The 17862-nt window shown below is 41.7% G+C and carries 14 protein-coding genes; 7 read left to right on the forward strand and 7 right to left on the reverse strand.

Going from position 1 to position 17862, the window contains the following annotated elements; genetic code table 11:
* Positions 1-2205: 2205 nt before the first annotated feature.
* Positions 2206-2967, reverse strand: a complete 762-nt coding sequence (locus AC2INI_RS00220) for a TatD family hydrolase (protein ID WP_486305056.1) — start codon at positions 2965-2967, stop codon at positions 2206-2208.
* A gap of 135 nt (positions 2968-3102) precedes the next feature.
* Between AC2INI_RS00220 and hemB the strand changes: the two genes are divergently transcribed.
* Positions 3103-4116, forward strand: a complete 1014-nt coding sequence (gene hemB, locus AC2INI_RS00225) for a porphobilinogen synthase (protein ID WP_486305057.1) — start codon at positions 3103-3105, stop codon at positions 4114-4116.
* Between the two features lie 356 nt (positions 4117-4472).
* Here hemB and gppA read toward each other — a convergent pair whose 3' ends face one another.
* Positions 4473-5966, reverse strand: coding sequence for a guanosine-5'-triphosphate,3'-diphosphate diphosphatase (gene gppA, locus AC2INI_RS00230; protein WP_486305058.1), 1494 nt, complete (start codon positions 5964-5966; stop codon positions 4473-4475).
* A 32-nt stretch (positions 5967-5998) separates the two neighbouring features.
* Complete coding sequence (rhlB, locus tag AC2INI_RS00235) at positions 5999-7309, reverse strand: ATP-dependent RNA helicase RhlB (RefSeq protein ID WP_122033394.1); 1311 nt, start codon at positions 7307-7309, stop codon at positions 5999-6001.
* Between the two features lie 112 nt (positions 7310-7421).
* On the opposite strand from rhlB, the gene trxA reads away from it, so the two are divergent.
* From trxA to fre, 6 genes are all read left to right on the forward strand, one after another.
* Positions 7422-7748, forward strand: a complete 327-nt coding sequence (gene trxA / locus AC2INI_RS00240) for a thioredoxin TrxA (protein WP_005416871.1) — start codon at positions 7422-7424, stop codon at positions 7746-7748.
* Between the two features lie 208 nt (positions 7749-7956).
* Positions 7957-9216, forward strand: coding sequence for a transcription termination factor Rho (gene rho, locus AC2INI_RS00245; RefSeq protein WP_122033393.1), 1260 nt, complete (start codon positions 7957-7959; stop codon positions 9214-9216).
* Between the two features lie 160 nt (positions 9217-9376).
* Positions 9377-10372, forward strand: a complete 996-nt coding sequence (locus tag AC2INI_RS00250) for a hypothetical protein (RefSeq protein ID WP_122033392.1) — start codon at positions 9377-9379, stop codon at positions 10370-10372.
* Positions 10373-10462: 90 nt separating this feature from the next.
* A complete protein-coding gene (gene ubiD, locus AC2INI_RS00255) occupies positions 10463-12307 on the forward strand; it encodes a 4-hydroxy-3-polyprenylbenzoate decarboxylase (RefSeq protein ID WP_486305059.1) in 1845 nt (614 codons plus the stop codon).
* A 182-nt stretch (positions 12308-12489) separates the two neighbouring features.
* A complete protein-coding gene (locus tag AC2INI_RS00260; protein ID WP_005416876.1) occupies positions 12490-12753 on the forward strand; it encodes a 2Fe-2S iron-sulfur cluster-binding protein in 264 nt (87 codons plus the stop codon).
* Positions 12754-12850: 97 nt separating this feature from the next.
* On the forward strand, positions 12851-13561 hold the full coding sequence (gene fre, locus AC2INI_RS00265) for an NAD(P)H-flavin reductase (RefSeq protein ID WP_486305060.1): 711 nt from the start codon (positions 12851-12853) through the stop codon (positions 13559-13561).
* 88 nt (positions 13562-13649) lie between these two features.
* On the opposite strand, the gene AC2INI_RS00270 is transcribed toward fre, so the two are convergent.
* The 4 genes from AC2INI_RS00270 to hemC are packed head-to-tail and all read right to left on the reverse strand — an operon-like array spanning position 13650 to position 17770.
* On the reverse strand, positions 13650-14834 hold the full coding sequence (locus AC2INI_RS00270) for a heme biosynthesis HemY N-terminal domain-containing protein (RefSeq protein ID WP_486305061.1): 1185 nt from the start codon (positions 14832-14834) through the stop codon (positions 13650-13652).
* On the reverse strand, positions 14831-16075 hold the full coding sequence (locus tag AC2INI_RS00275) for a uroporphyrinogen-III C-methyltransferase (RefSeq protein WP_122033388.1): 1245 nt from the start codon (positions 16073-16075) through the stop codon (positions 14831-14833). The genes AC2INI_RS00270 and AC2INI_RS00275 overlap by 4 nt, the downstream gene beginning before the upstream one ends.
* Entirely contained in the window at positions 16072-16833 is a 762-nt protein-coding gene (locus AC2INI_RS00280) for a uroporphyrinogen-III synthase (protein ID WP_122033387.1), read from the reverse strand. Before AC2INI_RS00280 ends, AC2INI_RS00275 begins: the two co-directional genes overlap by 4 nt.
* Position 16834: 1 nt before the next feature.
* Positions 16835-17770, reverse strand: a complete 936-nt coding sequence (gene hemC / locus AC2INI_RS00285) for a hydroxymethylbilane synthase (protein WP_486305062.1) — start codon at positions 17768-17770, stop codon at positions 16835-16837.
* Positions 17771-17862: the final 92 nt, after the last annotated feature.

Below are 17862 nucleotides of genomic sequence, written 5' to 3' on the forward strand. Positions count from 1 at the left end.
GATTAAGAACTAAGAAGTAATAACTAAAAAGCGCTGATATCTGTCAGCGCTTTTTTTGTACTCTTAGAAAACAAAGGTGACCATGATCACCTTTTAATTTTAAGCTTATAGGAAGTAATAGAGACAAAGTGGAAGCGTCTTGTGCGAGATCTCTCACAAGAGAGTGAGATTTAACGCTTTATTTGTGGGTTTATTTTTACTTAAATTACATAACTTATTGAAAAATATAATTTTGTGCTTTTATCTTCAATTTCTCATATTTTTTTTTGCAAAAATAGTGAAATAGTCTATTGCTGAAAAAAGCCAAAAGCGTAATCTTATTGGTGTCGGAAGGATGCTGACACGGAACAGGAACTAGCCAAGGATTTGGTACGCTTCAGGATGAGGCACTCGGTTACTTAGGATTAGTAATCGGCAAGGATAGCGAAACGGACATTGAATGGACGCAATAGTAACTAGGATGGTTGCTACTAAGGAAAGACAATGGACACCTCTAGGATTGAGGAAAAGGACACCGCTCAAGGAATAAGCGAAGAGAGTTAACTACGGATTGTTAACGGATCAGGATAAGATCAAGGACACCGCTAGGATGGCGAGAAAGGAATAAGCTGAAGGAATCAGTATACTATCAAGGATTTGATGCATGGAGCACCATTAGTAGCCGGATTGCTGCGAGTAAAGTTATAACCCCGTTAGACGAGAGTCTAGCGGGGTTTTTCTTGTTTGGAACAAAGTAAAAGCCTATACGCTGCGCTAACTAGAAACTAGAAACTAGAAACTAGAACGCTTCGCTTCTATAAGAGCAAGAGCTGATTCTGAATTTAATAGATTATGGTGTCAGCAACCCCCTCTAACTCCCCCTTATATTGATATTATCGATCCCAGTAATTCATAGAGAAAGGGGGAGAACCTTCTTTGGTGCGGATATTTCAGCGCTTACAATACAGTTCCTCCCCTTGAGTAAATATCCTTATGTGATCACCAATGTCGATATAAGGGGAGGCTAGGAGGGGTTGTGAATGCAGGGTTTAATTGCTCCGTATTTTTTCTTGATCTTATAGTTTCTAGTTAGCGAAGCGTATCGTTTCTAGCTGTATTTACAACTTATCACGTTCACTCCTGAAACCTCTAGTGAAGCGATCTGAATCTTTACTCCCAAAACACCATCACCCGTGTGCGAGATCTCTTACAAACAAGTGCGCTTTTTCGCTTTATTTATGGATAAATATAACCAGTTATATTTTAAGTTGTTGATATTTAATTACTTTGTGTTTTCCAGCAAAAGGGCGATAATTATTTTTGCAAAAGTTTGAATTTAGTCTATTGCTGAAAATAATGAAAAGCGTAATCTTATTGGTGTCGGAAGGATGCTGACACGGAACAGGAACTAGCCAAGGATTTGGTACGCTTCAGGATGAGGCACTCGGTTACTTAGGATTAGTAATCGGCACGGATAGCGAAATGGACATTGAATGGACGCAATAGTAACTAGGATGGTTGCTACTAAGGAAAGACAATGGACACCTCTAGGATTGAGGTAAAAGGACTGCACATCAGGATGATGTAAGGGACACCGCTCAAGGAACAAGCGAAGAGAGTTAACTACGGATTGTTAACGGATCAGGATAAGATCAAGGACACCGCTAGGATGGCGAGAAAGGAATGCACTGAAGGAATCAGTATACTATCAAGGATTTGATGCATGGAGCACCATTAGTAGCCGGATTGCTGCGAGTAAAGTTATAACCCCGTTGGACGAGAGTCTAGCGGGGTTTTTCTTGTTTGGGACAAAGTAAAAGCCTATACGCAGCGCTAACTAAAGACTAAAACGCTTCGCTTCTATAAGAGCAAAAGCTGATTCAGAATCTTGATGAAATATGGTATCAACAACCCCCTCTAACTCCCCCTTATATTGATATTATCGATCCCAGTAATTCATAGATAAAGGGGGAGAACCTTCTTTGGTATTGTTATTCTAGTGATCACAAGACCGTTCCTCCCCTTGAGTAATTATCTTATGTGATCACTACTGTTGATATAAGGGGAGGCTAGGAGGGGTTGTGAACGCAGGGTTTAATTATTCAGTATTTTTTTGATCTTATAGTTTCTAGTTAGCGAAGCGTATCGTTTCTAGTCGTATTAATCACTTACCACAATCACCTCTGAACCCTTCAAGCAAAGCGATCTGAATTCTATTTTTTGCTCTTAAATCCCAAAAAGTTTTTTCGCATTCGCCGTTGTAACCGCATCAACATCCGCCAGACTCATCTCACGTAAATCCGCTACACGTTGAGCAACCAACTGCGTATATGCAGGCTCATTACGCTTACCACGGTGAGGTACTGGTGCTAAATATGGGCAATCGGTCTCTAAGATTAAATAGTCCATATTAAGGTGTGGAATGATTTTATCCATACCGCCATTTTTAAAAGTAGAAACCCCACCAAGACCTAAGTGAAAGCCTAAATCATTGATCGCTTTAGCTTCATCAACTGAGCCACCAAAGCAGTGGAAAGTGCCTGATAACGAGCCGTCTTGCTCTTGTTTTAGCAGGGTTAATGTCTCTTCAATAGAATCACGAGTATGAATCACTACCGGTAATTTCATCTCTTTTGCCCAATTTAATTGGGTGATGAATGCCATCTCTTGTTCGGCTTTAAAGGTTTTGTCCCAGTATAGGTCAATACCTATTTCACCTACCGCTATGAAGTTGTGTTTTTCAAACCAAGAGTGGATGGTCGCTAGGGTTTGCTTAACATCAGCATTTACATAGCAAGGGTGTAATCCCATCATCGAGCGACAAATATCAGGGTAGGCAGCCTCGGTTTTTAGCATTGGTTCGATAGAGTCTAAATCAATGTTAGGCAATAAGATCTGATCGATACCTTGTGATAAGGCACGTTGAACAACCAAATCTCGGTCTTCATCAAATTCTTTCGCATATATGTGAGCGTGGGTATCAATCATAATTAAGGATCTTTTATTCAAGTTATGTTTTCTATCATACCAAGTTAATTGTAAAAATCAGATCCCTAAGAAAATTTGGATTCAAAAGGCGATGGGTATATATTGAACGCATCATAAATACAAAAGGAGCTCAGTGTGTCTGTATCCATTCAAGGTGCGTTTCCAAACCGTCGTATGCGTCGTATGCGTAAGCATGAATTTAGCCGTCGTCTAATGGCTGAGAACCAATTAACCGTTAATGACTTAATCTATCCAATGTTTGTACTTATGGGTAAAGATCGTCGTGAAACGGTAGATTCAATGCTAGGTGTTGAGCGTTTATCGATTGATTTATTACTTGAAGAAGCACAACGTTTATATGATTTAGGCATCCCTGCGATTGCTTTATTTCCAGTCGTTTCTCAAGATGCGAAAAGCTTATGTGCAGCAGAAGCTCACAATCCAGAAGGCTTAGTTCAGCGTGCTGTGAAAGAGTTAAAAGCACATGTTCCTGAGTTAGGTGTTATCACTGATGTCGCATTAGACCCATTCACGACTCACGGTCAAGATGGCATTATTGATGAAGATGGTTACGTGATGAATGACGTAACGACAGAAGTTCTGATTAAGCAGGCGTTATCGCATGCTGAAGCCGGTGCTGATGTGGTGGCTCCGTCAGATATGATGGATGGCCGTATTGGTGAGATCCGTAAAGCGCTAGAGAAAGCGGGTTATGTTCATACGCAAATCATGGCGTATTCTGCAAAATATGCGTCTTGTTACTACGGTCCGTTCCGTGATGCAGTCGGTTCATCGTCTAACTTAAAAGGTGGTAATAAGAAAAACTACCAGATGGACCCAGCCAACAGCGATGAAGCTATTCACGAAGTGGCAATGGACATCAATGAAGGTGCTGACATGGTAATGGTGAAACCAGGTATGCCTTACTTGGACATCGTTCGTCGTGTTAAGACTGAACTTCAAGTTCCTACGTTTGCTTATCAAGTATCGGGTGAATACGCGATGCACAAAGCCGCTATTATGAACGGTTGGTTGAGTGAGCGCGATACTGTGATGGAATCTCTGTTGTGTTTTAAGCGCGCAGGTGCTGATGGCATTTTGACTTACTTTGCGAAAGATGTCGCTGAGTGGTTGGCGGAAGAGAAATAAGAGCAGGGTTCAGATCGCTTCGCTTAAAGGTTTCAGGGGTGGGTGTGGTGGGTTTTAGTATTAACTAGAGACTATACGCTGCGCTGACTAGAAACTATAAGAGCGAGAATCTTGAATGTTGTAAGTTCTTTAATCCCAAAAAACAAAAAAGCATGATGATTTTAGTTAATCATCATGCTTTTCGTTTTTGTGCCTTCTAACAACAGGTTCGTTGTTAAATTGATTTAGAAATCTAACTGCAATCGCCTCTGAATTCTGCAAGCGAAGCGATCTGAACTCTGCACTTGCTCTTATAGATGCAAGGCGTTCTAGCCTCTAGTTAGCGCAGCGTATAGGCTCTTACTCGTCCCTAAATACTAGTCTCTAGCATCGATAACCAAATCCCAACCAATATTCGTCTGCTTATCCGCTTCAATTTCCAACTCCGCTCTTGTCAGCGGGTTTTCTGCTAGCCATTGCTTATCAATCGCCAACGATAAAACATCATCTTTTTCAGATAGAGTTACAACTGGAGCTAAAGATACATCACGACGATGGGTTAAAATAAGCGCTAAACGTAGGATACGTAACATGCGTTGAGCTGATAAATCAGACACCGCATGTTGATTAGGCATTGCAGAGAACTGCTCGCGATAACGACGCAGTAATTCACCTAATAGGTGCTTTTGAGCGCGAGTATAACCCGGTAAATCTAAGGCATTGATTAAGTAGGCTGAGTGTTCGCCCCCTTTTTTATAATCAATGCACATGCCAATCTCATGAAGTTGAGACGCGGCTTTTAATAGCGGTAACGCTTGAGGTTCAATTAACCAATCATCACCACATTGTGCGACAAGTTGTTCAACTAAATTAGTCACTTGTTGAGCGTAGTCGGTATCAAGTTGGTATCGTTGCTGAATGCTTGAGATGGTTCTTTTACACACTTCATCGTATTGAAGCGCTTCGATCATGCCATAGCATAACCCTTCACGCAGAGCACCGCCTGCGAGTGTCATTGAATCAATATCCAATAACTCAAAAATAGCGATAAGAATAGATAAACCACTTGGGAACACTAAAGCGCGCTCAAGGGTAAGGCCATCAATATCTAATTGTTCTAAATGTTCGTATTGCATTGCTTGCTTTTGAAGGCGCTTAAGCTTGGCTAAGGTAATAACCTCATCCATGCCTTGCGCCAACATAATTTCTTGCAATGCTTGAACCGTACCACTTGCACCTACACAGGTTTGCCAACCAAGATCGGTATACTGCTGTAAAATAGGAGCCAGTGTCTCTTTTGCGCCAGCAATAGCCGCATCAAAGTTATTCTTAGTTAATGCACGGTCTTTAAAATAGCCTTCAAGCCAAGTAACACAGCCCATTTTTAGACTTGTGAGTGCTTGTGCTTCAAAACCTTCGCCAATGATTAGTTCTGTACTTGCGCCGCCAATATCGACCACTAAGCGACGGCCATTACCACCAGAAGTGTGTGCAACTCCTTGGTAAATCGTACGAGCCTCTTCTTCTCCTTCGATCACATTAATGTCATGACCTAAGATTTGATTGGCTTTTTCTAAGAAGACATCCACATTGGTGGCTACACGCAATGCTGCGGTGCCAACAATGCGAATGTTTTCTACAGGGATATCTTGCAAACGTTCTGCAAATAAGCTCAAACAATCCCACCCACGCTGCATAGCTTCATGGCTAAGTGTGTAGTTTTCATCTAATCCCGCAGCCAAACGAACTTTACGTTTGATTTTGGCCATGGTTTGCACACTACCATTTATATGACGCACAACAAGCATATGGAAGCTATTTGAGCCTAAATCAATGGCGGCATACATAGGTGATATCGTTGAACTTTTCATAACATCCTTTTCATTTTTCCGTAGAGCTCAGATTACGCTTGAGGACTACGAGGTTGACGTGGGCGAGAGTACTTACGATTTCCGCCTTGACGTTGACCATTGTTGTTATTGTTGCCATTACGACGATTTTGCTGCGGACGACGTTGTAGACGTATAGGTGCAGGTAAGTCTTCTAATAGTGCCGAAGAGTCGTAATCAGATTGTGGGATTGAATGCTCAATGTATTCTTCGATTGCTGGAAGATTGATTGCGTATTCTTCACAAGCAAAACTGATAGAGTTACCACTTTCACCAGCACGACCAGTACGACCGATACGGTGAACGTAATCTTCAGCTTCGTTTGGTAAATCGAAGTTAAATACGTGAGTTACTTGTGGGATGTGTAGACCACGAGCTGCAACATCAGTCGCAACTAGGATATCAACGTCACCTTTAGTAAATTCTTCTAGGATGCGTTCACGTTTTTTCTGTGGCACGTCACCAGTAAGAAGACCAACACGGTGTTTATCTGCTGCTAGGTGACCCCAAACAGATTCACATTTGTGCTTAGTATTAGCAAAGATAATCGCACGATCTGGCCATTCTTCTTCGATAAGTGTTTGAAGAAGTGCCATTTTATGATCGTTTGAAGGATAGAATAATTCTTCCTTAATACGATGACCTGTTTTTTGATCCGGTTCTACAACAACGTGTTCTGGCTCTTGCATGTGTTCAAAAGCAAGCTCTTGTACACGGTAAGATAGCGTTGCAGAGAACAGCATGTTTAAGCGTTCTGTTGGCGCAGGCATACGACGGAAGATAAAGCGAATGTCTTTAATAAAACCTAAATCGAACATACGATCGGCTTCATCAAGTACAACGGCTTGAATCATCTTAAAGTCGATGTGACCTTGCTTGTAGAAGTCGATGATACGACCGGTAGTACCGATCAAAATATCAACGCCTTGCTCAATCACTTGTTGTTGTTTTTCATAACGTTCGCCACCGTAAGCTAGCGCGGCTTTGATACCAGTGCTTGCGATTAGTGACTCAGCATCTTTATGAATTTGAATCGCTAATTCACGCGTTGGTGCCATGATAATGGCACGCGGTTGCGTAATTTTACGACCTTCAGGAGCTGGTGTCGTTAGTAGGTGATTAAAAGTAGCAGTAAGGAACGCTAGCGTCTTACCTGTACCCGTTTGGGCTTGGCCTGCAATGTCTTGGCCGGCGAGCAGTACCGGCAATGCCTTAGCTTGAATAGGAGTACATTTTATGAACCCCTGTGCATTCAAACCATCAAGGACCTGAGGCTCTAAACCTAGGTCGGCAAAGTTTTGCTCTGTGATGTGCGTCTTTTTCATTGCTATAGAATATCAGTTAAAGCTTGCAATACGAAACGTATTCCATTCAAATAGGGCATCAATTTGCTGGTTATCATCAAATCAGCCTTTAAATTTAACGTTGGAGTTGACGATGAGCGACAAAATTTTGCAGCTTACAGATGGCGGTTTTGAAGAAAGTGTGATCAATGCTGCAGGCCCAGTACTAGTAGATTTCTGGGCAGAATGGTGTGGTCCTTGTAAAATGATTGCCCCTATACTGGATGAGATTGCTGACGAGTACGAAGGCAAACTAACGATTGGTAAATTAAATATCGATCAGAATGCAGGAACACCACCAAAATTTGGTATCCGTGGCATTCCTACGCTGCTTTTATTTAAAGATGGCGGCGTTGCTGCAACGAAAGTGGGTGCACTTTCGAAAACTCAACTTAAAGAGTTTCTTGATGCAAACCTATAATATAGGGTGCAATTAAGTCTGATAGAACCGCATATAATGAGAAATTATGTGCGGTTTTGTTTTTCTAAGCTAGACTAAAATGCGAATAAGTGATAATTTATTCGCGCGTATTTCATACGATTTCATTTCTTGACCGAGCTCGAAGGTCATCCATTCTTAAATCCACTAAAGATAGAATCTGATTTTGACTAAACAACTACCTACCACTATGAATCTTACTGAACTTAAAAACCGACCTGTATCGGATCTTGTTGCTCTTGGCGAATCATTAGGCCTAGAAAACCTAGCGCGTCTAAGAAAACAAGACATCATCTTCTCCATCCTTAAGCAACATGCGAAAAGCGGTGAAGACATCTTTGGAGATGGTGTTCTTGAGATTCTTCAAGATGGCTTTGGTTTCCTTCGTTCAGCAGATTGTTCTTATTTGGCTGGTCCGGATGACATCTATGTCTCTCCAAGCCAAATTCGTCGCTTTAACTTGCGTACTGGTGATACGATTGCTGGAAAGATTCGTCCACCAAAAGATGGCGAACGTTACTTTGCTCTTCTTAAAGTAAACGCAGTTAACCATGATCGCCCTGATAATGCTCGTAACAAAATTCTTTTCGAAAACCTTACTCCTTTACATGCTAACGATCGTTTACGCATGGAACGTGGTAATGGCTCAACAGAAGACATTACAGCACGTGTTCTTGATTTAGCATCACCAATTGGCCGTGGTCAACGTGGTCTTATTGTTGCTCCGCCAAAAGCGGGTAAAACAATGCTACTTCAAAACATTGCTCAAAGTATTGCTTATAACCACCCTGAGTGTGAGTTAATGGTTCTACTTATCGATGAACGTCCAGAAGAAGTAACTGAGATGCAACGCCTAGTTAAAGGTGAAGTTATTGCATCAACGTTTGATGAGCCAGCGTCTCGTCACGTACAAGTTGCAGAGATGGTTATTGAGAAGGCAAAACGTCTTGTTGAACATAAGAAAGACGTGGTTATCCTATTGGATTCAATTACTCGTCTTGCTCGTGCATACAACACCGTGATCCCATCGTCTGGTAAAGTTCTTACTGGTGGTGTTGATGCTAACGCACTTCATCGTCCTAAGCGCTTCTTCGGTGCTGCACGTAACGTTGAAGAAGGTGGTAGCTTAACTATCATCGCAACAGCCTTAGTTGATACTGGCTCTAAAATGGATGAAGTAATCTACGAAGAGTTTAAAGGTACAGGTAACATGGAATTACACCTAAACCGTAAAATTGCGGAAAAACGTGTATTCCCAGCTATCGATTTCAACCGTTCTGGTACTCGTCGTGAAGAGCTTCTAACTAAGTCTGATGAGCTACAGAAAATGTGGATCTTGCGTAAGATTGTTCACCCAATGGGCGAGACTGATGCAATGGAATTCTTAATTGATAAACTATCAATGACGAAGACTAACGATGAATTTTTTGATGCAATGCGTCGTCAGTAATTGATAACTAACTCAATTATTGGTACCAAGCTCAATAAATAATGAAACGCTGCCTAATAAGGTGGCGTTTTTTGTTGATTGTTTGTTAATTTGACGGCATCATCATTTGTACTAAGCTTGGTATAAGGAATATCCACTTAGTCCATTGAAGGAATAACATATGCAACAAGGACTGTTAGCATCGATCCTCCTTTCTGCAAGTTTGCTGACTGGTCATGTATCAGCGTCTGAAGTTCAACCAAGCTTTGTGAATAGTTTATTGGTTGATCAGCAACTCAATAAGAAGGTCGATGAACTGCATCAATATTTGATTGATGGCGATATCATCACACTCAACTTTTCTCTTAATCGTCTATCTATGCCACAGCAAGAAGCCGTTCGCTTCATGTTGGTTCAGCAGATAGAGCAGCAGCAATTGATCCTCGATCCAAAAGGAACCATCTGGCTTAAAGAGCAATTGACTATCCACCCAACCTACACCATTAAAGAGCAAGGTAATGGGTATGTGGTGACGAAACTCGCTTTTGATTATTCAAGTATTGCTTCGCGTGTTTTAAGTCAAATGTCGAAAGATCAACAAGTATTGGATTTTATACTCGCAGCAGAAGAGCACCGCTTAGTGTTATCTGAATGGCTAGTGGGTGAACCTCATGAAGTGCGTGTTCGTCAATCGATAGTATTAGCTGAATTAGACAGCTTAACCCCTGAAGCGTTAGATTATCTTGTTGCTCAGATAACTGATGACCCTTTGTCAGTTTGGTTACCAACGACCGAAGTCATGGTGCGTTTAGCGCAGTTATCTCGAAACAGTGAAGTGTATAAAATCCTATGGAAAATGCGCACTGATCAGCACAGTATTGCAGAGCTTGAGCGCCTATCTAACGTCGCACCAGATCCATTCGCAACTCAACAATTAATGTTAGCCACTAATAATCCTTCACTAAAACAGAATGCTTTTGCTTCGTTAGCACAACTTCATCCTCTTCCTAAAGATGTTCAGCAATTCTTATTGGCTAAAATTGATCACATTCAAGATGGTGGTGCGGTTGCTATACATTTGGCTAATTATGGCCATACATCTTGGTTAGAAAGCTTACCGACAACGCGAAACAAAGTCCGCAAACAGCACGTAAGATTAGCGTTATCACAACGTTAACAGCTAGGACGGTAGGTAAAGATAAATAGAGAGTGTGAGTTTGAATTGGGTTGGGTATAATCTATTCAAACTTCACGACAGTAGATAGCGATGAAATATAAGGATTTACGTGATTTTCTCGATCACTTGGAACAGATCGGACAGTTAAAACGCATTTTACACCCCATTGACCCGCATTATGAAATGACAGAGATCAGCGATCGTACTTTACGAGCGGGTGGTCCTGCATTGCTATTTGAAAATCCTATCGGTTACGATATTCCTGTATTAACGAATCTATTTGGTACTGCTGAACGTGTTGCGATTGGTATGGGGCGTAAAGATGTTCTTGAACTGCGTGAAGTAGGTAAATTATTAGCGTATCTAAAAGAGCCAGAGCCACCAAAGGGCTTTAAAGATGCTTTAGATAAACTGCCAGTATTCAAACAAGTATTGAATATGCCAACCAAGAATATTCGGAAAGCAAATTGCCAACAGATTGTTTGGCAAGGTGATGAGGTTGATTTAGATAAAATTCCAGTAATGAGTTGTTGGGCTGATGATGTCGCACCGCTATTAACTTGGGGTTTAACAATCACTAAAGGCCCAAATAAGAAACGTCAGAATCTGGGTATTTATCGTCAACAGAAACTCAGTAAAAACAAAGTTATCATGCGTTGGCTTGCTCACCGTGGTGGTGCGCTTGATTTACGTGACTGGATGGAAACAAATCCAGGTGAACCTTTCCCTGTCTCTGTCGCATTTGGTGCCGATCCTGCTACTATTCTTGGAGCAGTAACGCCTGTTCCTGACACATTATCAGAATACGCATTTGCAGGTCTTCTGCGTGGTAGTCGAACTGAGATCACCAAATCTATTAGTAATGACTTAGAAGTCCCAGCCAGTGCTGAAATTGTACTTGAAGGCTATATAGATCCAACAGAATTTGCCGATGAAGGTCCTTATGGCGATCACACCGGTTACTATAACGAAGTTGAAAAGCATCACGTATTTACCGTAACGCATATCACCATGCGTAAAGATCCTATCTATCACAGTACGTACACAGGCCGTCCGCCAGATGAGCCAGCTGTGCTTGGTGTGGCTTTAAACGAAGTGTTTGTGCCGATTTTACAAAAGCAGTTTCCTGAAATTATTGATTTCTATTTACCGCCAGAAGGCTGCTCGTATCGCATGGCGGTAGTGACGATGAAGAAACAATACCCAGGACACGCAAAACGCGTGATGATGGGTGTGTGGTCATTCTTGCGTCAGTTTATGTACACCAAATTTGTATTAGTGTGTGATGAAGAGGTGAATGCACGAGATTGGTCACAAGTGACAGCAGCAATGTCTCAGCATATGGACCCATCACGTGATAGTTTGATGATAGAGAACACGCCTATAGATTCATTAGATTTTGCTTCGCCAGTTGTTGGTTTAGGCTCAAAAATGGGCTTAGATATCACTAAAAAATGGGACGCCGAATTAGCATTATCACCTAATGTAGAATATTCACTGACAGACAGTGAGCAGATTGAAGGCTGCCTAGCTGAAATAACCAAAGCGTGCCCTGAGATTCTCGATATTCATTTGCAAAACAACAATGCCAGTATGGTCGTCGTTTCTATCAATAAGCAAGCGGTCGGTAATGGTAAGAAAATCATGCAAGAGGTTTGGTCTCAATTTAGTGAGAACAAGTTTGTTATCGTGTGTGATGACGATGTCGATGTGAGTGATTGGAACGACATTATTTGGGCGGTAACCACTCGAATGGACCCTGCAAGAGATACGTTATTTTTGCAAGATGGTGACGGACACTCAAAAATGGGATTAGATGCGACCAATAAATTGGGCTCTGAATGTCTTCGTGAGTGGGGAACTCCAATCAAGAAAGACCCTGAAGTCGTCGCTAAAATTGATAGTATCTGGGATGAATTAGGGATTTTCAAATAAGTATTGGTTTACTACATATTTTAGTGAAGTGTAATGTCTTGTAGCAAAACAGCTGTTGTTATCGATAAGCTATCAACACCAATTAAATCCATTCTGCTTTTGCGGAAAGACATTTCATTTCACTGGATAAAGTAAACGAAAAGGTATTTCATTAAGCTCTGAAAAAGATAAAGAAAGGTGTGATGAAAAAAATAACCTTACTCCCACAACAAAAAGAATTCAGCATCGAAGAAGGGCAAACCATCTTAGATGCGGCATTGGAAGCGGGGATAAACTACCCAAATCGATGCCAAGTAGGTGCATGTGCCATGTGCTTATGTAAAAAGTTAGAAGGGGAAATTGAATACGATTTAGAACCACTTCTAACCGACAAAGAACAACAAGAAGGGTGGGTATTTGCGTGTCAGGCAACAGCAAAAAGTGATTTAGTGCTGTTGTTAGAATAAATCCTCCCCGTATAATTAGAGCTTAATGCTCAATACACATAATAATTACAGCGTATAAATACCATTTTAAATAGGTATCAGCTGAAAAAGGAAAGTCATGCCAATCAATTGCAAAGTAAAGTCTATCGAGCCATTGGCTTGTAATACTTTTCAAATATTACTTCACCCAGAACAGCCAGTAGAATTCAAAGCAGGCCAATACCTAATGGTTGTGATGGGAGAGAAAGACAAGCGTCCATTCTCAATCGCTAGCAGCCCTTGTCGTCATGAAGGCGAAATTGAACTACACATCGGTGCTGCAGAGCACAATGCCTATGCTGGCGAAGTGGTTGAGTCAATGAAAGCGGCACTAGAAAACGGCGGAGATATCCAAATTGATGCCCCTCATGGTGAAGCGTGGATCCGTGAAGACAGCGAGCGTTCAATGCTGTTAATCGCTGGTGGTACTGGTTTTAGCTACGTACGTTCAATTTTAGACCATACCATTAGTCAAAAAATTCAAAAGCCAATCTTCTTATACTGGGGTGGCCGTGATGAGTGTCAACTGTATGCAAAAGCAGAGATAGAAGCGATTGCAGCAGTACATGAACACATTACCTTTGTACCAGTAGTCGAGCAAACTGAAGGTTGGACAGGTAAAACGGGTAATGTACTTGAAGCGGTAAAAGCCGACTTTAACTCATTAGCAGAAGTGGATATTTACATTGCGGGTCGCTTTGAAATGGCAGGCGCGGCTCGTGAGCAATTCATCACTGAAAAACAAGCAAAGAAAGAGCAGTTATTTGGTGATGCATTCGCATTTATCTAATCTAGAGCTTTAGTTACACTAGAATTAATACCAATAAAAATGCCACTTCAAAAGAGTGGCATTTTTTATGATATTTAATAGCTCAGGGTTAAGCTTGGCTATCAACCATAGTCAACGCTTTACGAGACAGATCCGCCGCCGCTTGTTTACGGTTTTGTTTCTCTAAAACGCGCGCAAGATAAGCGTAATCAGACATATTCTCACGAATGGCTAAGGCCGCTTCAAAATGGTCACGTGCAGGCTGCCATTTCTCAGTTCGCATATACAGCTGAGCTAGCGTACTTTGAATAACAGGGTTGCGAACATCGTAATTTGCCATGCCTTCAAGCAGTACTGTTGCCGGGTGATAATCGGCCAGGTTTAAGGTGGGTAGTAGCTCTACCAAGCGATCATCGCTGCGCTTTTTCAAGTTATCACGTAGGATAATATAAGCTTCAGAATCCGCTTTACGTGCGTGTAGTTGCTTGATTAAACACACCAATACAGGAACGTGTTTTTGCAGCTTCTTAGGTAAAGAGTTCCAGTGATCTAATAACCCTGCAGTCCCCTTATTTGTCGCAATAAAGGCCATTAATCCACATTCTGCTTTCTCTTCTAATTCCAGCGCTTGTTGCTCTGAAATAAGATTCGCTTTAGTTAGAGGATGAATGATGTTCTTCAGAGCTTGCCATTCATTTAGCGCCAAATAACATTCTTTAAGTAACTCAAGCAAAACAGGATTACGTGGATAATCAACTTTTACCGACTGTAGCGTAGCAAGAGCAAGTTCATACTGTTGCTCACGCATTTGTAATTTCGCGCTCGTTAATGCAACCGCCAGTCTGCTGTCTGACTGTTCAGAAGCTAGCTTTAAGTAATGATCGCGTTGTTCAATTTGCTGACGACCTTGAGCTGCTTCTGCTGCTGCAAGATAGTTCAATAATGGGAAGTCATTATGGCGGCCACCTTTAGTGATAAGGCGCTCTGCATCTTTCCACTCACCCTCATGAAGCTTTATCATACCTTTGAACGTGTTATAGCGAGCTTTACGTAAGTGACGAGCACTGAACCAACCGCGAGTGAAGTTGCCCACTGATAGGATACGCTTTACCAAGATCTCTAATAGGAACAATCCAGCAATTAATGCCCCAATAAAGATAACCAGTGTGGTTAGGCTCATCTCAATCGTAGTATCAGCAACAGAAATGAGAACATAACCTTGTTGATCGGCAAACGTCGTTCCTACGATTAATCCGCCGACTAAAACAATGGCCAGAAGAAGTAATCGGATCATGAGTTACCTCCTTCTGTTGCTTCAGCTTGTTTTACTGGAGCCGTTTTTTCTTTCACAGGATCTGCTTTTGCAGGAGTCTCACCAATCGCTTGCACATTTCGACGTAAACGTTCAGAAATGAAATCAGACAGTAGGGCTTGCGTCTTCATTTTTTGAGGGTAACGAACATCAACTTTAAATTTCGCTAATGAATCTAATTGAGCCATAAAGCTCATCACCGCAGGATCATCTTGTTGGAAGTATTGAGAAGACCATAACTTCGCGCTCTCTAGTGATGAGGTATACACTTCACTTTGTTCACGATATAGCGCTTTAGAAGCCAATAGTAATTTACCTTTGATGTTCTCTTTTAGGTAAAAGTGCTGCTCAGGGCTAAGTAACGGGATCACATTACCTTCACGCACTCGGTACGTAATAAAGTGACCCGCAAAATCATTAACAGATTGCATTAGGTTTGATTGCCAATCATTAATATTGCTTGATACTTCTTTCTTTTCTATGGCTTCTGCTTCAGGAAGAATAGCACTCGCTAAAGGCAGAGTATTTACTTGTTGTTCAAGGCTATTTAGTTTGAGAACTAAGCCATCGCGGTCAATAAGAGGAATCGCTTTTAGGGTTGAAATGTCACTTGCCATTGCTCGACGTAGTGGCATTAGGCTTGGATCATTTAACGCTGAAATACGCTGATCGGCATTTTCCATTAGACGTGTAGCGCTAACCACGTCATGCTCGAGCCATAATTTACGCCCCGCCATTTTTACTAAGTAATCGGCTTCAGCAAGTAGCCAATCATTTGGACGGCGACCTTTAACATCTGCGATCGCCAATTGAAGGCTCGCAATGCTTTTATCTTGTTGTTGCATCAGAACCGTCGCTTTACGAACGATTTCATCTGCTTTACCCGTAATACGTTGCTCAGCGGTTACCAGTTTTGCATCAAAGGTACTGTCAGCGCTGATCAGCTTTTGTTCTAACTGAGCAATTTGTATTTGTTGTTGAGTTACTTGCTGCTGTGATGCTAAGAAAGCACCCCCGCTGAATAAAATTGAGATAATGATTGCAACGGTACCTAAACGGCGGCCTTTTTTATCAACCAATTCTTCTGATTTTTTAGTCGTTGAAGAACCTGTTGGTGTCATTGTCTGCTCTGGCTCTTTTTTATCTTTATTTGTTGTAGAAGAAGCCGAAACCAATGCTGCATTTTCTTCTGCAGGCTGTGGTTTATTGTTGTTTTCTGTCATTTGAAAGTCCCATCATTATGATGCTCACTGAAATAGTGCAGCAAGTCGGAATTAGAGGCTCCGCCAACCGTTTCAATATGTTGATAACCAAGTTGTTGGCCAAGTTGGTTAATTCGTTCGCTAGGTACTAATAATCGACAACCTAGTACCCAATCTAAATCGGTATTAGTAAATTGAGAGGTGAAAAAAGAGAGCTGTTCACCACTGGTTATTACTAGGGTGTTTACGTTGTTCTCTTGCCACTCTTTAGCTTTAGTGGCGCCATTAAACGTGGTGGATTGACGTTGATAGGTTTCACAATAGGTGACTTCTGCACCAAGCTCTTCAAGTGCTTGATAAATGAGATCGCGTCCACCGTTGCCACGTAAAATAAGTACTTTTTTCCCTGCCACATTATCTAAGACTGGAAGTGCCAATAAATGTTCACTGTCGCTTGGCGTTGGGAAGTGTACTGGATCTGAAATATAGGATCTGAGGTATTGAGCGCTCTTTTGACCAACGGCAATGTAATTTACCCCTTTTTTCCACTCTTTTTGCTGCAATTGCAAATAATCTTGCGCGTGTTGCACTGCATGTTGACTCACAGCAATAAGAAAATCCCCATCAGAAAGTGATGAGAAATAGTTAGGGAGTAGAGAAAGTTCTTTACCTGGGTGAATGGTTAAAAGAGGATGAGAAATAGCATGATGCCCTAATGCTTGCAGGGCATCACACAATGCTTGGCTCTCTTGCTCAGGGCGAGTCACCAATATGGTCATATTAAGCGTCTGCGTATAGGCGATCTAAAATATCTTTCGCGCCATCGTTAAGTAGTTGCTCAGCCAATTGGGTACCTAATGCTTCTGCATCTGATACTGGTCCAGTAATTTCGCCACGAACCATGATAGTGCCATCGGGTTCACCAACTAAAGCACGTAACCAGATTTGGTCACCATCAATTAATGAATAACTACCGATAGGAACCTGACAGCCACCTTCAAGGCGGTTGTTCATTGCTCGTTCACACAGAACTCGATGTGCGGTTTCTGGATGATTAAGTGGTTCAAGTAGAGCACGAATACGAGTGTCATCTAGACGAGTTTCTATACCAACAGCACCTTGGCCAACGGCAGGTAAAGATTGTTCTGGTTCAATTGAGCTTTTGATTCGATCTTCTAGACCAAGACGGATAAGACCTGCACAGGCAAGAATGATCGCGTCATAATTACCATCGTCTAATTTCTGTAGACGAGTACCCACATTGCCGCGAAGCTCTTTAATAATTAAATCTGGACGAGCTTCTTGTAATTGGCACTGGCGACGTAAGCTACAAGTACCCACAACCGAACCTAGTGGTAAGTCTTCAATACAAGTATAAGTATTAGATACAAATGCATCACGTGGGTCTTCACGCTCACAAATCGTCACTAAGCCTAACCCTTCAGGGAACTCAACAGGCACATCTTTCATTGAGTGAACCGCAAGATCAGCACGACCTTCTAACATAGCCACTTCAAGTTCTTTTACGAATAATCCTTTTCCGCCAACTTTTGCTAATGGTGTATCAAGAATGATGTCACCTTTAGTTACCATGGTAACTAGTTCTACTTCCAAACCTGGGTGAAGCGTTTGCAGTGCATCTTTAACAAAGTGAGCTTGCCATAGAGCCAGAGGGCTTTTTCGAGTGGCAATTCGAACTGGTAATTGCTGTGACATAGTAGTATCCGATCAAAATAATTGCCTTATCCTACCACTACTTGAGGGTGAGGTGAAAATACAGGATGACAACAGTGTGATTATAGGTTAAA

This window comes from Aliivibrio friggae (assembly GCF_057368515.1).

Coding starts and splice junctions, on each gene's coding strand:
- AC2INI_RS00220 (WP_486305056.1), bottom strand. CDS start 2,967: ATGATTGATACCCACGCTCACATATATGCGAAAGAATTTGATGAAGAC.
- gppA (WP_486305058.1), bottom strand. CDS start 5,966: ATGAAAAGTTCAACGATATCACCTATGTATGCCGCCATTGATTTAGGC.
- rhlB (WP_122033394.1), bottom strand. CDS start 7,309: ATGAAAAAGACGCACATCACAGAGCAAAACTTTGCCGACCTAGGTTTA.
- trxA (WP_005416871.1), top strand. CDS start 7,422: ATGAGCGACAAAATTTTGCAGCTTACAGATGGCGGTTTTGAAGAAAGT.
- rho (WP_122033393.1), top strand. CDS start 7,957: ATGAATCTTACTGAACTTAAAAACCGACCTGTATCGGATCTTGTTGCT.
- AC2INI_RS00250 (WP_122033392.1), top strand. CDS start 9,377: ATGCAACAAGGACTGTTAGCATCGATCCTCCTTTCTGCAAGTTTGCTG.
- ubiD (WP_486305059.1), top strand. CDS start 10,463: ATGAAATATAAGGATTTACGTGATTTTCTCGATCACTTGGAACAGATC.
- AC2INI_RS00260 (WP_005416876.1), top strand. CDS start 12,490: ATGAAAAAAATAACCTTACTCCCACAACAAAAAGAATTCAGCATCGAA.
- fre (WP_486305060.1), top strand. CDS start 12,851: ATGCCAATCAATTGCAAAGTAAAGTCTATCGAGCCATTGGCTTGTAAT.
- AC2INI_RS00270 (WP_486305061.1), bottom strand. CDS start 14,834: ATGATCCGATTACTTCTTCTGGCCATTGTTTTAGTCGGCGGATTAATC.
- AC2INI_RS00275 (WP_122033388.1), bottom strand. CDS start 16,075: ATGACAGAAAACAACAATAAACCACAGCCTGCAGAAGAAAATGCAGCA.
- AC2INI_RS00280 (WP_122033387.1), bottom strand. CDS start 16,833: ATGACCATATTGGTGACTCGCCCTGAGCAAGAGAGCCAAGCATTGTGT.
- hemC (WP_486305062.1), bottom strand. CDS start 17,770: ATGTCACAGCAATTACCAGTTCGAATTGCCACTCGAAAAAGCCCTCTG.